Below are 14,723 nucleotides of genomic sequence, written 5' to 3'. Positions count from 1 at the left end.
AGTGTCCGTGGCTCTATAGACTTACTTGCATGTTCAAGCAAGTTGAGTACTAGGTGTATGCGCCTGCGACAACCCCACCCTCTCGGGAAGGACGGTTTGGAAAACATCTCTAAATCTGCCTCGCATTTCACAATATTTTTAATGGTTTGATTTTATGCGTAAATATTTTGGCACCGATGGCGTGCGTGGCCGTGTTGGCGAATTCCCCATGACTCCTAGCTTTGCGATGAAACTGGGCTGGGCGGCTGGTAAGGTTCTTGGGGCGGAAGGCATTAAAGAAGTATTGATTGGTAAAGATACCCGCGCGAGCGGTTATATGCTGGAGTCTGCTTTAGAGGCTGGCTTTTCGGCAGCAGGCGTGAACGTTGCCTTGGTGGGGCCGTTGCCGACACCTGCGGTGGCGTATCTTACCTCCACCTTCCGTGCCGACGCTGGGGTGGTGATCAGTGCGTCTCATAACCCCTTTGACGACAACGGTATTAAGATCTTCGGGCAGGGGGGCTATAAGCTAACCGACGTTCAAGAGCAGGAAATTGAAAGCAAACTGCGTATTGCCTTGGAAGGTGGGATGGAGTGCGTCAGTTCAGACGCGCTAGGCAAAGCGCGACGTATTGAAGATGCCGCGGGTCGCTATATTGAATACTGTAAAGCGGTATTGCCCAGTACATTAAGCTTAAGTGGCTTGAAGATTGTAGTGGATAGTGCCAATGGCGCTGGCTACAAAGTTGCCCCAGCGGTTTATAAAGAATTAGGTGCTGAGGTGCTTAGCATTCACGACCAGCCCAATGGGATGAACATTAATGCAGGCTGCGGCGCGACGGCTATGCGTAGCCTGTGTGCGGCGGTGTTAGAACATGAAGCGGACCTTGGGATTGCGCTAGATGGCGACGCGGACCGCCTGATGATGGTAGACCATACAGGGGCGGTGGTAGATGGTGATGAGCTGCTGTTCCTTCTAGCGAAAGATGCCAAAGCAGCAGGTTACGCGGGGGGCGTTGTTGGCACCCAGATGAGTAACTTAGGGTTGGAGCAGGCGTTAGCCGCGATTGATATCCCGTTTGTGCGCGCAAAAGTTGGCGACCGCTATGTGATGGAGCAGCTTAAAAACACCGGCTGGCGCTTAGGCGGTGAAGGCTCTGGCCATTTGCTAAGCCTGGACCATGCGTCTACAGGGGATGCGGTCATTGCATCGCTACGTGTCCTCACTTCGCTGTTAAACCAGGGCACCACGCTGCATAAGGCGAAGCAAGGCATGAACAAGCTACCCCAGGTGTTGGTGAACGTTCGCTTTAAAGCCAGCACAAATGAAGACCCGCTTGAACGTGCAGCGGTTCAGCAAACCCTTACTGAAGCAGAAGAGAAGCTGGCTACCAATGGCCGCGTGCTGCTGCGTAAGTCTGGCACTGAGCCACTCATCCGTGTGATGGTGGAAGCCAACGACGCTCAGCTTGCTCAGTGGTGTGCTGATCATATTGCTGGTGCGTTGAGGTGAAAATAACACGATGTCAGTAGACAACCTTCCTATGTGGTTTGACAGTACCTGGTACTGCAAACAATACCCAGATGTAGCGGTAGCTGGCGTTGATCCTTATGATCACTACATGCATCACGGTATCAAAGAAGGGCGTCTGCCGTGTCCTTTGCAAGCGCTTAAATGGGATGAGGCGCTTTGGCAACAAACCGATGATGGCGCTGAATGTATCCAGGGATTGCACCGCTTGCTTGAACATGCCAACCCACTAGAAGCGTCTTTCGCGGGGTTTGCACTCGGCCGTTGGTATGCTTGGAAACAGGCGTGGGCGGAAGCAGCGCGAGTATTGGCATGCAGGCCAGTAGATGACGTGTGTTTACCGAACCATTCAGGGCCTGCACTGTTGGAAATAGAGGCGTATACGCGTAGCGGGGCATTTTCCCTGGCCTGGCGAAAGGTAGCTCAGTTGCGTGACCAAGTGCCTGGCTATAAAGATACGTTCCTGGCGGTATCTAACCTGCTCCAGGCGACAGCTGAGCAGTCGGCAGGGGTTGCGGGGCACGTTCAAGCGGCGTTACAGGCGCAGCGTCTTGCATGGTTGAATAATGTTTGGCTTGCAGCAGGGCTTGTGCCTGTGGCGTTGCGCAATCGGCAGCAGCCGTTAAGTATTGATAACCTAGATTCAGTGCGGGCGCATACAAATAAGGCTGACGGGGCTGATCAGCGCCAACGTGCAATAGAAAGTGCAACAAAAAATGCAACAAAAAGTGCCACAGTGTCAGGAGCCGTACCTTTGGTCTCGGTCATTGTGCCAGTATTTAATGCCGGTGATGGGGTGTTAACCGCTTTAAGAAGCCTGGCGGCACAAACCCTTCGGCACCGCTTTGTAGATGCGGTGGAAGTGATCGTGGTGGATGATGCATCTACCGATAACACGGTAGCCGTGGCAGAAGCGTTTGCGGCCCAAACGCCAGGCTTTCGGGTGCTACGTCAGCCAGAAAATCTAGGGGCTTATGCAGCCCGTAACCGTGGGCTTGCGGAAGCTAAAGGGGAGTGCGTTACCGTACACGACAGCGATGATTGGTCGCATCCTCAGAAACTGGAAATCCAGTGGCGTGGGTTGCAGCAGCATCCTGAGTGGATGGCCTGTAACTCTTACTGGGTACGCTGTACGTCTGACCTTGTCTTTACTTCATGGCGGATGGAGCAAGGCTGGATATATCGAAATACGTCATCGTTGATGTTTCGGCGCAAGGTCTTTGAAACATTGGGTTACTGGGATAGAGTCCGTGTAGAAGCGGATACTGAGTACTATTATCGGATCCAAGCTGCTTTTGGCCCCCAGAGTCTAGGTGAAGTGCTGCCTGGCGTGCCCCTTGCGTTTGGCCGAATGGTGCCTACGGCGCTAACCATGCAATCTAGCACGCATTTGGTAACCCAGTTTTCAGGGGTTCGAGCTGATTACCGCAAAGCCAGCGAAGCATGGCACCGTGATGCGTTATCTCCTGAAGATCTTTATCTTCCGGAAGCGCCACGTAAACGCCCGTTTTGGGCACCCATGGTTATCACTGTTTGACGTGTCAAACATTTGATTACAAACAAAGTTGCATGATCAATAAAGTTATAAGGAATACATTGTGTCTGAACACGTACAGCCTTCAAGGGAAGCGCTTCAGCAACAATTACAGAGCCTAAATAAACAGCTGGAGCAGGTTCGTACCTCAATCAAAGCGCGCTTTGAAGAAATAGCCCGTTTGACTGAGCAGTTAGCAAAAGAGCAAGAGGAGGAGACGCGCCTAGTTAATCAGGTCCAGGCGGTAAATCAACAGTTGGCATCGTCAGCAAGCTCGGTCGCATCGCCAGACAGTAAGGAGGCGAAAAGCCAGCAAGAGGACATTGACCTAGTTGCCGCTAGCAATCTCTTTGATGTTGATTGGTACCTAGCAACCTACCAAGACGTTGCAAAGGCGGAAGAGTTCGCCCAGCAGCCCGCGACACACTACACCTTATTTGGCGGTTTTGAAGGGCGTAATCCCTGCCCAGAGTTTGATTCACGCTTTTATCTTCAGCAGTATGATGATGTGCGTGATTCTGGCATTAACCCTCTGGTTCACTACCTGAAATATGGCCGGGATGAGGGACGTTTAATGTCTGCGCAAGTAGAAGATGAATGAGTTTAGCCCCTGAGCTTAAAGACAGGTTGGTAGCGCTGCGGTTGTTTGATGCTGCTTGGTATCTTGAACATTATCGTGATGTTCAGGAGAGCGGTATGGATGCGTTGGGCCATTTTATTAGCCATGGCCTAGATGAAGGCCGTCAGCCAGGCCCAGCATTTGACCCTAATGCTTACTGGCAGGCGAACCCAGATGTAAGAGCGCTTGGGGTGCCGGCGCTGCGCCACTATCTTCAAAGCGGCTATAAAGAAGGGCGGCCGTTAACGGTTAACGAGAAACTGTCTAGTCAACAGACGAGGTCTATCTGGCCAGAATGGCCGTTACCTGGTGGGCTGCCTCATTGGTATAAGCAACATACTAGGCCGCTGGATGATGGTACCGTGCGCATCATGTATGTACTCTCAATACAATCGGGTGGTACACCGCAAACCAATCAAGATTTAATGACGGCGTTAGGTAATCGTTTAGGCGATAACGTTGAATGTTTTGTACTGCGCTGTGTTGAAACCAGCCTGACGCTTTATCTGTTTCGAGACGGTATCTACTTACCGATTGAGCGGCATCAGTTGGCTAAGAAAGTACCCGCATTAGATCATTACTTGGATGGATATGATTTAGCGGTTGAAAAATGGCTGGTTTATTATCGCATTAACGTGATTCATGTTAGGCATATGGTCTGGCAAAGCCTTGGATTAATGGAGGTTGCCTACCAGTCAGACATTCCTGTTGTGTACTCTTTTCATGATTATTATTCCGTCTGCCCGTCAGTGAAATTGCTGGATGAGAATAACCACTTTTGTGCAGGGCGTTGTACCCCCAGCCGCGGTGAGTGCTTCCAGGAATTTTGGCCATCGAATGAAATAACCGCACTTAAGCATGATGCTGTTTATCGTTGGCAACAGCAGTTTGCAGGCAGCCTTGCTTTGTGTCGGGGCTTTGTAGCCACAACAGAGCAAGTGCGTAACGTCATGCAGGATATTTTTCCAGCGCTGCTTAATAAACCCTTTAAGGTTATTCCCCACGGCAGAGACTTTAATAATCTTACCGATTTAGCGGTGGCACCTGCACCCAACATGCCTTTACGGGTAGTGATACCTGGGCATATCTCACGTGCTAAAGGTGCCGAGGTGTTACTTCAGCTAGCTGCTGATAAACGCCTAGCGCATGTCGAGTGGCATGTGCTAGGTACGCTTGATGCAACTCTGATAGACCAAGCACCTAACTCGCTGGTAGTACACGGCCCCTACCAGCGGGATGATTTTACTTCCCTTATCGCTCAAATTCGCCCTCATCTTGGGGCTGTGCTATCCATTTGGCCTGAGACATGGTGCCATACCTTGACAGAGCTATGGGCCGCTGGGCTGCCTGTTATTGGTTTTGACATTGGTGCGGTTGGCGAGCGTCTAAGGGAAACCCAGGCAGGCTGGTTGGCAGACGATATCACGGCAGAATCTGTTGTATTGATGCTGTTAAAGGCGAGTGAAGCGAAGGAGTGGCAACAAGCAAAGCGGCAATTAACCCAATGGCAATTATCTGGTCAGCATTCCTGTTCTTATATGGCAGATAACTATTGGAATTTTTATCAGTCGATTTTAAAGCGTTGAGTGCCGTCAGCTTGAAGGTGAAAAGACACCTGCGATAATCGGTAATAATTCAATACAGTATATGATCAATGCATGGTCAATACATGGAAAGGAATGCTTATGTTCAATATGTCTTCTGCAAAGAAAGGTGAAGGGAAATATAAGGTGGTGAAGCATAATATCGTAAATTCACCTTATACCCTAAAGGTGAAAGGTAAGACGGTTGGTGCTGTTAAAGTTGATGAGCTTGTTAAAGCAGGCGGTAAGTATCGCATTGAGGGTTGGGTGTCAGCGTTGGATGATAATCTTTCACTAGACATTCGCTCTGGCGATATACTTATCAATACAACGTTTAGCCATAAAATTCGTAATGACGTTGCTCAAAGTATGCAGGCGAGTAATCCAGCACTGCTAAGCCAAGGGTTTTTACTCGATTGGGAAGATAGTGAGTTAACGGTCTCTAAAGGGGCGCTAGAATTGGTCTGTCGGTTTGGGTCAGGCATGGACCCCGTCACTTTTACTTTACCTGATGTGACCACCTTCACAGATACCACTGAACGACTACCTGAAACATCCAGTATTGATGGTCAGGTTGAAACAACCAGCCAGACATTACTGCCTGCTTTTTTAACGAGCGCTAATTGGCAAACGCCCGACCCCCTTAAAGCGGCCGCACATATCGACAGCTTTGGTCTTATTCCCTCGCGCTGCGGTTTGATGGCTGGATGGATGGTCGCGCAGCCTGGTTGGGAAATGTGGGGGGTAGATAGCCAAGGTAACGTGCTCAACCTAGCGAGCGCGTTGCGCTACCAGCGCGAAGATATTGTTAGCCTCTTTCGTGATACGTTTGGCCAACGCACCGTCGATGCTGGGTTTGTCACACAGTGGCCCTATCCTATTTCGATAACGGATACTGTGGGAATAGTGGCGTACCACCCCGAAAGCAAGCGGGCCTTTGAAGTCATGCGTAATCAAGCGGTTGAAGTACCTAATGAGCCTGAAGGCTACGCCCGCTGGGCATTTACCGTGCCAACACCTGCCGAAAAGTTTAATGAGCGGTTAAACGGTTGGGAAGGCGAGCTAATCGAAACGATGCTGGCAGAGCGTAGCCGCGCCTTTTCTCACGATGAGAAAGCCCCTGAAGTGATGACCTTAGGGAAGGTACCAGAATCTCCTGATATAAGCTTGATTATCCCTTTATACAGCCGCTGGGACTTTATAGAGCACCAGCTGTTAGCGTTCTCTAAAGACACAACGCTGCTTGAAACCACGGAAATTATTTATGTGGTGGATGATCCACGTATTTTGACGGCCATTTCCAACGAAGTTGAAAATTTACATCGGCTTTACAACGTGCCTTTCAAAGTTGTGTGGGGGCATCGTAATCGTGGTTTTTCAGGCGCTAACAATCTAGGGGTGAGCGTTAGCCGTGGCCGCCAAGTACTGTTACTAAATAGTGATGCGTTTCCAACGTCACCGGGCTGGGCAAACCAATTAAGTACCTTGTTGGACGAAAATCCGCAGTATGGCTTACTGGGTGCTCGTTTGCTGAACCCGGAAGGTGGCTTGCAACATGCGGGCATGGTGTTTTTCTATTCGCAGTCGTGGCAAGTGTGGTTGAATAAGCATCCCTTGGCGGGGTTAGCGCCTGAGCTAGATGACGTCCCAGAAGGTGCTCAAATCGTCGATAAACCTGCCGTGACCGGCGCGTGCGTGATGATGCAACGTTCACTTTATGATCAGCTGGGCGGTTTAGATGAAGGTTATCTGATTGGTGATTTTGAGGATTCAGATCTCTGCCTGAAAGTGCTGAGTGAAGGGTATCAGCTAGGCTACGTGCCTGGGGTGTCGCTGGTTCACTTGGAGCGCCAGTCGTTCTCATCACTGGGCGATACCTCCTTCCGCACGCTGGTGGTGCGGTTTAACGCTTGGCGACATACCAAGCGCTGGGGTAAACAAATTCAATCTGTCATGCAGTCATTTAGCTAAGGAGCACTTTTTACATGGATTCATTGGTAAACCAAGCGGCTCCGCAGCGTGTGTTGGTGATGGCACATGGGCATCCCGATTTTTCCCTCGGCGGCGGCGAGCTTGCCGCCTATAACGTATTCAAGGCCCTGCGCGATGATGATAGCATTGAGCAGGCATGGTTTATCGCGCGACATGACAGCGGCAACGGCCCCACCGGCGCATTTACCCTGCGCCGGGAAAATGAATACCTGTGGCAGCAGTCGCTGGGCGACTCCTTCTTGCTCAAGGCGGCCAACAGCTATGCGGTATGGAATGATTTTCGTCAGCTGATACGCGTGCTGAAGCCTACTGTGGTGAACCTGCATCACTACTTCCATTTGGGCATCGAGCTGCTGCGCATCATCAAGGAAGAGGACCCCAGCATTCGCGTGGTGCTGACCCTGCACGAGTATATGGCGATCTGTCATCAGCAGGGGCAGATGGTCAAACGTGGCTCCAATAAGCTGTGCTTCCGTTCGTCGCTGGAGGACTGCCACCGCTGCTTCCCGGAGTTTTCCAAGGAGCAGTTCTGGCTGCGCCGCAGCTTTATCGGTCAGCACTTCGACTATGTTGATCACTTCGTGTCGCCGTCCCACTTCCTCAAGCAGCGTTATGTGGAGTGGGGGATTCCCGAAGACAAGATCAGCGTGATCGAGAATGGCCAGTCTCCAGAACCCAAGCTTTCACCGCGGATACTGCCTGCCATCGAAGACGCTGATGATATTGTGGACAATAGCATTCGCACGGATGCTGAGAAATATGATATCGAGTATCGTGGTATCCAGCGGGGAGCAAAAGCCCGCGTTACACCACCCAAGCCAACGCGTAATCGCTTGGCGTTCTTCGGCCAGATCAACCCCTTCAAGGGCATCGATATTCTGATGCATGCCATGCTGTCGATGGAGAAAGAAGAGCGCGATAAATTTGTGGTCGAGATACATGGGGCCAACTTCGAACATCAGGCCGACGAGTTCAAGACCTCGGTGATGCAGATGGCAAATATGCTGATGGAGGAGGGCTCGCTGCGCTGGGTCGGCTCCTACGAGCCTTTCCAGGTGCGGGAGCGAATGCGCAACGTCGACTGGGTGATCATTCCCTCCATCTGGTGGGAAAACTCACCCATGGTGATTCAGGAAGCCTTTGTCAATGGGCGTCCGGTCATCGCTTCAGATATTGGTGGCATGAAGGAGAAGATCACACATGAAATCGATGGTTTGCACTTCGAAGCGAGAAACCCGCTTAGTTTGGCACAGGTATTGAAGAAAGCCGCCAGTATGCAGGACGAGGAATGGATGGCATTCCATCAAAATATTCAGGCGCCACTTACATATGAAGAGTGTGCAGTTGAGTATAAAGCGTTTTTTTAATTTTCCGCTTTGTTAACTCTATTGATATTGGTTGCGTAAAATTGGGTGTGCCATGGAAAACGTGAAACTTTATGTTCACATAGGTAACGGAAAAACGGGCTCTACGTCTATTCAGAAGGCTCTTGAGAAAAAACAGGGTGAACTGTTGAAAAATGGCATACTCTATGTTGGTAGATTTATGGAGCTAGCGCCTGTAAAACTATATGAGTGGCAGAACTTCAGAAAAAAAAGAACTTTTCTGGACGTTGAATGACGATGAAAGACTTGAGCAAGCTTCGGCCGTCTTACGTGCTAGTTTAGAAAAACTAGAAAATGTATCTTGTGTTGTATGGAGTCATGAGTCATTTATTAATCGTCATATAACCATGGCGCCTCTCTTGTACGATTTGCAGAAAGAAATACCATGTGACGTATATCCTGTTGCCTATGTGAGACGGCACGAAGATTGGAGTGTCTCTGCTTATTTTCAATGGGGTCTTAAACATAAGACAACACAGGGTTTTGCAATCCCATCGTTCAAAGAGTGGATGCAGTCAAAGCCTGCTAATTTATTTTCAGTAGTGCTAAGTAAGTGGCAAACGACTTTCGGCGAAAATTTTATTTTAAAGAATTTTGATGCAGTAAAAAAATCCTGTTGATGACTTTTTGAAAATATTAGATATGAATGATCTTGATAGCGTGAAAGAGCATTCATATAAATCGCCAAGTTCTGAAGAGCTGTTTTTTAGAACAGTATATAATTTTAGTCATACGGGTGAAGTGCTGCCTGGTAAATTTGATAGAGAAGTGGAAAGTTTTCCATTTCGTCGGCATGTTTTAAAACCTTCTGAATTTAGTAATGAAATACTTCCACATAAGAAAGTGATGGAAGAGGTAAGCTTACGTCTTGAAGAAGATAAAAAGAAAGTAAACTCGTTGCTGGTTAAAAAAAGGCCAGCCCGCTTTGACTGATTCTGGTTCTGATTTTGATTGTTCAGTAGACCAGGAGAAGCTTCTTTCCATCGCTATTCATATGATTGTTAATCAAGAGAAAAAGATTTTCTCACTTGAAAAACGCCTTTCTGAAATTGAATCTAAAAAAGATGATATGGTGCTTTAATGGTAACTCCTGTTTTGTTACGTTCGTTTGGCCGCTCTGGATCAACTTTTATGATGCAGCTATTAGGTAGTCACGAAAATGTATTGTTTGAACGAGCATATCCTTTTGAAAACAGATATTTAACTTATCTGGCGAGAGTCGCTGCGTTAACCGGGATGGCTCCTAATAACGATGATGGCTGGAATCATGATCGTTTGATGCATAATAATATTAAACGAGTTGGGCCACTGCCTTATCAAAATGTATCTGCTTTTGATAAATCCAGCATGCCGAAAACCGTTTTCTCATCACTTTGGGGTGGTTTTTCTAAGTCTTTACATTGCCCGAAAAATGATCTTCCTGTTTTTTACGCTGAAAAAGTGGCACATGATATATGTGCTTTAGTAAATCAGTCTGTCTATACGAAAAATCTCTTCTTGATAAGGGATCCACGAGATGAATTTCTTTCCATAAAAAGCTTTAATAAGAAAAGAGGTTTTAACGGCTTTGGGTGGCAGGAAAATGATACAGACGAAAGTTTTGCATTAAGGCTTTGTCGGTCAAGAAAGAAGTTTATGCAAACAATTTCGAAAATTGATGAAAAAGAAGAGCGCCGTATAATGGTAAGGTATGAGGATGCCATTGAAAATGCAGATAAAACCTGTGTTCGGTTATCTGATTGGCTAGGTGTTCAGTTGGATGCTGAGAGTGTTCAGAAAAACGCCAAGAATTTTCAGCATCATATGACGTCTGAGAAAGTATCAGATTCAGTGCAACGTTGGAAAAAGGAGATGAATGATAGCCTAAAAGACGTTTTCGCCACTGAGCTAGGTGAAGAAATGACTGCTTTAGGCTATGAAAAAAGGTGAGACAGATGTCTAATTCTTTTATTTTGGGTGCCCCTACTCGTGTTTTTCCACATGCAGGTGAAACACCTAGTGACCTTTTCGCTATTACTGGAAATAATACTGGTAATAGTATTTTCAGATACGCCGTACATAAAGCTATAGGCTGGGAGGCGCCACTATTATCTTGGCGACATAGCAGTTCTGATACAAGAAGCTCTATGGTAATACCTTGTGCGAATTTTCTCGGTCCTCAGCAGGACTTAAAAAATAGAGCGGATATACTATCCAAAATACGGAATAGCCTTGTCGCACTAGGGCCCCCCAGAAGGGATCGAGACCATCAACGCCATCGGCCATCGTGCTTATGTGGGCGGGCTGTGGGAAGAAGTTGGCCAGTTGCAGTTTAATTTCCTGGTAGCCCAGGGGCTAAAGCCTGAACACACCCTTCTCGATATCGCCTGCGGCTCACTGCGCGGTGGGGTGCACTTTATCAACTACCTAAACCCCGGCAATTACTTGGGTCTGGATAAAGAACAAGCGCTAATCAACCGCGGTATTGAACATGAGCTAGGCAAAGCCGAACAGTCAGAAAAACAGCCAGAATTTGTAATAAGCGATTGCTTTGAGTTTGATCACTTTAGCAAAGTGCCCGACTATGCCATTGCCCAATCGTTGTTTACGCACCTGGTGGAAGAGGACATTAAGGCCTGCCTGAAAAATCTCAAAGCCTTCGCAGGCGACAAGCCGCTTACGTTTTTTGCAACTTTCTTTGAGTGCGAAACCCCTCAAATGGGCGAGATGGACACCAGCCACAGCCATGCCAAATTTGAATACACTCGAGCGCAGATGGAACAGTTTGGAATAGAGGCTGGTTGGCAGGCGGAATATATAGGTGACTGGAACCACCCGCGTGGGCAGAAGATGGTTTGCTACGTTACTAGCACGGGAGAATTAAATGAGTGAACAAATAGATCGTTTTTTAAGCTCTCTTGAGAACTGGAAAGAAAGTTTTGAGGTTAAGAATTTTGACACAACAGGTGACGATGAGTTAAGCCAGATTATCGCTATGCAGCGAAATAAAGATGTGGATGGTTTGCTAAAAATATGGGAGCGAAAATTAGAGCAAGATTATTTTGAACTTCCGCATCCAATTTTCTCCGATGTAATAACTAGAGCTGTCTATAGTGTTCAGCATGGAATGGCTAATTTTGTTTTTATGGTAGATAGTGGGAACAAGTTTCCATGGGTTTTCGGGCAATGCCAAGGATTTATAGATTATATACTGACTAATGAGTATCATTTTAAAGCATCCTTATCTATTGAAAGTCCAGTTGTTGATAAAATTAAAAATCTTCATAAATTGAAGTCAAAATATTTGAGGTTTGAAAATAGGCGTTTTGGATTTTTGCTCGGCCAGGCTAGGCCGTATCATTTTTTTTTACGACCATTTGAAATATTTTTGTTTTTTAAAAGAATTAAATAATGGCGAATTATATAAACCCCTTCGTGAGGAAAAAAGTTTTTTTAAAATTAATGAAGTGAGTAGCTTTGTTGACGATAATGTTCTCTTATTTCCAGCCGTAATAGGGAATAATACATTAAGCCAGAGAAGTAGTGGTCGAGTAAAAGAGCTTAATGAAAAAATGGAAAAGGCTGTTTATAACAATGCTGTTAAAAATTTTGTTTTTTCAGGAGAAGTTAATGCACTCAGGATTTGGTATGGGATAACTGGCCAGAAAAGAAGTTGGCTGCAACAAGTCGATGGTGCAGAAAATATAATCAAAAAACTATTGCCTCACTTTAATGAGATTGAATTATACGTAGATGGCATGACAGCGTCTGAAGGTAACACCATACGCAATGCCGATGACGAAGCCGTTCTTAAAAAAATAGAGAATCGGTTAGAAGGTCAATGTAGAATACAATCACTCATTGGGCAGGATTATCGCCATAAAGTTCGGGTTTGTAGTACTGTCGATCTCTTTATAGCCAATGCTGGCACAGGTTGCATGGTACCACTGCGCTTCTGTAAAAAGCCAGGAACCCTTCACTCAAACACAAGGTTTTTCACGTTCCCTGATAGTTATCCAGAAACCATAAAGAAGTCTGATAAAAAGTATGTTATCGATGTACAAATAGAAGGTAAAGAAAGAGCGGACTTGTCTAGCTATCACATTCCTTGGCAGCACATTTTTAATCTTACAGCAGAAGTGCTCAATAAAATTAAGGGTACCAATATTAAACCGCTTGAAGTTCCTCCAGTTGAAGAAGTTGCTAAACACTATGATAAACAACAAAAGGCTCAAAAGCAGAAGCTAATGGCGTTCACAGCTATTGAAAATCGAGTCAAGCCCACACACAAAAGCCCTGATATCCTGCGTGAAGTCGCGTTATCTTTCGAGCAGTCTGGTGATATTGAAACCGCCCTCAAAATAATGCAAAAAGCATTGGAGCTTCGGCCCTCAGGCCCTTTTATCAAGAGAAAGGTGCTTGAGTATCAGGCTATTATTGAGAGCGCCAGCCAAAAGGAAAAATGATGAATCTTATGTTTCTAGACTGCACCTTCCGCGACGGCGGCTACTACAATGCTTGGGATTTCTCTCCCGAGCTGATCCATCAATACCTCGACGCCATGCAGGCCGCCGGGGTGGATGTGGTGGAGCTAGGCTTCCGCACGCTGAAGAATCAGGGCTTTCAGGGCCCCTGCGCTTTCACTACCGATGCGTTTATCCGCAGCCTGACCATTCCGCCCGGCTTGACCGTGGGCGTGATGGTCAACGGCAACGAGCTGGTGGGCGAAGTGCCCCAGCAGGAGGCACTGGCGCGGCTGTTCCCCAATGTGGCGGCGGATTCTCCCGTAGACTTGGTACGTATCGCCTGCCATGTGCATGAATTCGAGAAGGCGCTGCCGGCGGTCACCTGGCTCAAGGAGCGCGGTTATCAGGTCGGTTTCAACCTGATGCAGGTGGCGGATCGCACCGAGGAGGAGGTGAAGGCACTAGCCCGTCAGGCCAAGGCCTACCCGATGGATGCGCTCTACTTCGCCGACAGCATGGGCAGTATGAACCCGGATCAGGCGGCGCAGATCATCCAGTGGTTCCGCAGCGAGTGGGAGGGTCCCATGGGCATTCATACCCATGACAACCTGGGCCTGGCGCTCTCCAACACCCTGCGCGCGCTTGACGAGGGGGTGACCTGGGTGGATTCCACCGTTACCGGCATGGGCCGTGGGCCGGGTAACGCGCGCACCGAGGAATTAGCCATCGAGATCGCCGAGCGTCGTGGCAAGCCGGTCAACATGGTGCCGCTGATGGTGCTGCTGCGTGAGCACTTCAAGCCCATGCAGGCTCACTATGGCTGGGGCACCAACCCCTACTACTACCTGGCGGGTAAGTACGGCATTCACCCCACCTACATCCAGGAGATGCTCAGCGACTCCCGCTACAGCGAGGAAGACGTGCTGGCGGTGATCGAGCACCTGCGGGTGGAGGGCGGCAAGAAGTTTAGCCTTAACACCCTGGATGCAGCCCGCCACTTCTACCGCGGCGAACCGAAGGGGCAATGGTCACCCAAGGAGCACTTTGCCGGGCGCGAGGTGCTGCTGCTGGGTACCGGGCCGGGCGTGGCCCGCCACCGCGGGGCCCTGGAGCGCTACATTCGCGACCATAAACCGCTGGTACTGGCCCTCAACACCCAGAGCGCCATCGATGCCGAACTGATCGACCTGCGGGTGGCCTGTCACCCGGTGCGCCTGCTGGCGGACTGCGAGGCGCATACCCGGCTGCCCCAGCCGCTGATTACGCCTTACTCTATGCTGCCGTCAGATGTGCGTGACTCGCTGGGCGAGAAGCAGGTGCTGGACTTCGGCCTGAACGTGCAGGCGGATGGCTTTGCGTTTGCCGAGACGCACTGTACGGCACCTACATCGCTGGTGGTGGCCTATGCCCTGGCGGTCGCCACCAGCGGCCAGGCCTCCCGCATCCTGATGGCCGGTTTCGACGGCTATGGCGCCGACGATCCGCGCAGCCGCGAGATGCAGCAGCTGCTGGAGCAGTACCAGGCCGCCGATGGGGCCCTGCCGATCACGGCGATTACTCCTACACGCTACGGGCTGCACAGCGAGTCGGTCTATGCGCTCTGAGGTGCTTACACGTTCAATCTCATGGAACATTTCTTTTTAACTTCACGAACA

At 48.8% G+C, this 14,723-nt stretch carries 15 protein-coding genes; all 15 read left to right on the top strand.

Annotated elements, in window-relative coordinates; translation table 11 throughout:
• The first annotated feature begins 154 nt into the window (after positions 1-154).
• Positions 155-1,492 carry a phosphoglucosamine mutase gene (glmM, locus tag A3220_RS11505; protein ID WP_062374950.1) on the top strand — a complete coding sequence of 446 codons (1,338 nt, stop codon included), beginning with the start codon at positions 155-157 and terminating at the stop codon, positions 1,490-1,492.
• A gap of 109 nt (positions 1,493-1,601) precedes the next feature.
• The gene (locus A3220_RS11500) at positions 1,602-3,047 is read left to right on the top strand and encodes a glycosyltransferase family 2 protein (protein ID WP_062374949.1); all 1,446 of its coding nucleotides are present in this window, start codon (positions 1,602-1,604) and stop codon (positions 3,045-3,047) included.
• Positions 3,048-3,108: 61 nt separating this feature from the next.
• Positions 3,109-3,645 (top strand): hypothetical protein, encoded by a 537-nt coding sequence (locus A3220_RS11495; RefSeq protein ID WP_062374947.1) that lies wholly within the window; start codon positions 3,109-3,111, stop codon positions 3,643-3,645.
• A complete protein-coding gene (locus A3220_RS11490) occupies positions 3,642-5,249 on the top strand; it encodes a glycosyltransferase (protein ID WP_084812777.1) in 1,608 nt (535 codons plus the stop codon). The genes A3220_RS11495 and A3220_RS11490 overlap by 4 nt, the downstream gene beginning before the upstream one ends.
• A gap of 99 nt (positions 5,250-5,348) precedes the next feature.
• Positions 5,349-7,217 carry a glycosyltransferase gene (locus A3220_RS11485; RefSeq protein WP_062374944.1) on the top strand — a complete coding sequence of 623 codons (1,869 nt, stop codon included), beginning with the start codon at positions 5,349-5,351 and terminating at the stop codon, positions 7,215-7,217.
• A 14-nt stretch (positions 7,218-7,231) separates the two neighbouring features.
• A complete protein-coding gene (locus tag A3220_RS11480; RefSeq protein ID WP_062374942.1) occupies positions 7,232-8,605 on the top strand; it encodes a glycosyltransferase in 1,374 nt (457 codons plus the stop codon).
• 52 nt (positions 8,606-8,657) lie between these two features.
• Complete coding sequence (locus A3220_RS11475) at positions 8,658-8,858, top strand: hypothetical protein (protein ID WP_062374940.1); 201 nt, start codon at positions 8,658-8,660, stop codon at positions 8,856-8,858.
• Complete coding sequence (locus tag A3220_RS17290) at positions 8,851-9,243, top strand: hypothetical protein (protein ID WP_128082426.1); 393 nt, start codon at positions 8,851-8,853, stop codon at positions 9,241-9,243. The genes A3220_RS11475 and A3220_RS17290 overlap by 8 nt, the downstream gene beginning before the upstream one ends.
• A 22-nt stretch (positions 9,244-9,265) precedes the next feature.
• Positions 9,266-9,556 (top strand): hypothetical protein, encoded by a 291-nt coding sequence (locus A3220_RS17285; RefSeq protein ID WP_128082425.1) that lies wholly within the window; start codon positions 9,266-9,268, stop codon positions 9,554-9,556.
• Positions 9,549-9,704 carry a hypothetical protein gene (locus A3220_RS17450; RefSeq protein ID WP_164834386.1) on the top strand — a complete coding sequence of 52 codons (156 nt, stop codon included), beginning with the start codon at positions 9,549-9,551 and terminating at the stop codon, positions 9,702-9,704. The genes A3220_RS17285 and A3220_RS17450 overlap by 8 nt, the downstream gene beginning before the upstream one ends.
• Complete coding sequence (locus A3220_RS16970) at positions 9,704-10,552, top strand: sulfotransferase domain-containing protein (protein WP_084812775.1); 849 nt, start codon at positions 9,704-9,706, stop codon at positions 10,550-10,552. Before A3220_RS17450 ends, A3220_RS16970 begins: the two co-directional genes overlap by 1 nt.
• A gap of 345 nt (positions 10,553-10,897) precedes the next feature.
• Positions 10,898-11,494, top strand: coding sequence for a class I SAM-dependent methyltransferase (locus A3220_RS11465; protein ID WP_062374936.1), 597 nt, complete (start codon positions 10,898-10,900; stop codon positions 11,492-11,494).
• Entirely contained in the window at positions 11,487-12,014 is a 528-nt protein-coding gene (locus A3220_RS11460) for a hypothetical protein (RefSeq protein ID WP_062374934.1), read from the top strand. Before A3220_RS11465 ends, A3220_RS11460 begins: the two co-directional genes overlap by 8 nt.
• Positions 11,980-13,068, top strand: a complete 1,089-nt coding sequence (locus tag A3220_RS11455) for a hypothetical protein (RefSeq protein WP_128082424.1) — start codon at positions 11,980-11,982, stop codon at positions 13,066-13,068. The genes A3220_RS11460 and A3220_RS11455 overlap by 35 nt, the downstream gene beginning before the upstream one ends.
• Positions 13,068-14,672 carry an aldolase catalytic domain-containing protein gene (locus tag A3220_RS11450; RefSeq protein WP_252860462.1) on the top strand — a complete coding sequence of 535 codons (1,605 nt, stop codon included), beginning with the start codon at positions 13,068-13,070 and terminating at the stop codon, positions 14,670-14,672. The genes A3220_RS11455 and A3220_RS11450 overlap by 1 nt, the downstream gene beginning before the upstream one ends.
• Positions 14,673-14,723: the final 51 nt, after the last annotated feature.

It is taken from the genome of Halomonas sp. KX33721, from assembly GCF_001596805.1.
In the GTDB taxonomy this organism is placed as follows: domain Bacteria; phylum Pseudomonadota; class Gammaproteobacteria; order Pseudomonadales; family Halomonadaceae; genus Vreelandella; species Vreelandella aquamarina.
The sequence above is the reverse complement of the archived record's forward strand: the minus strand, read 5'-3'. Positions and strand labels throughout refer to the sequence as shown.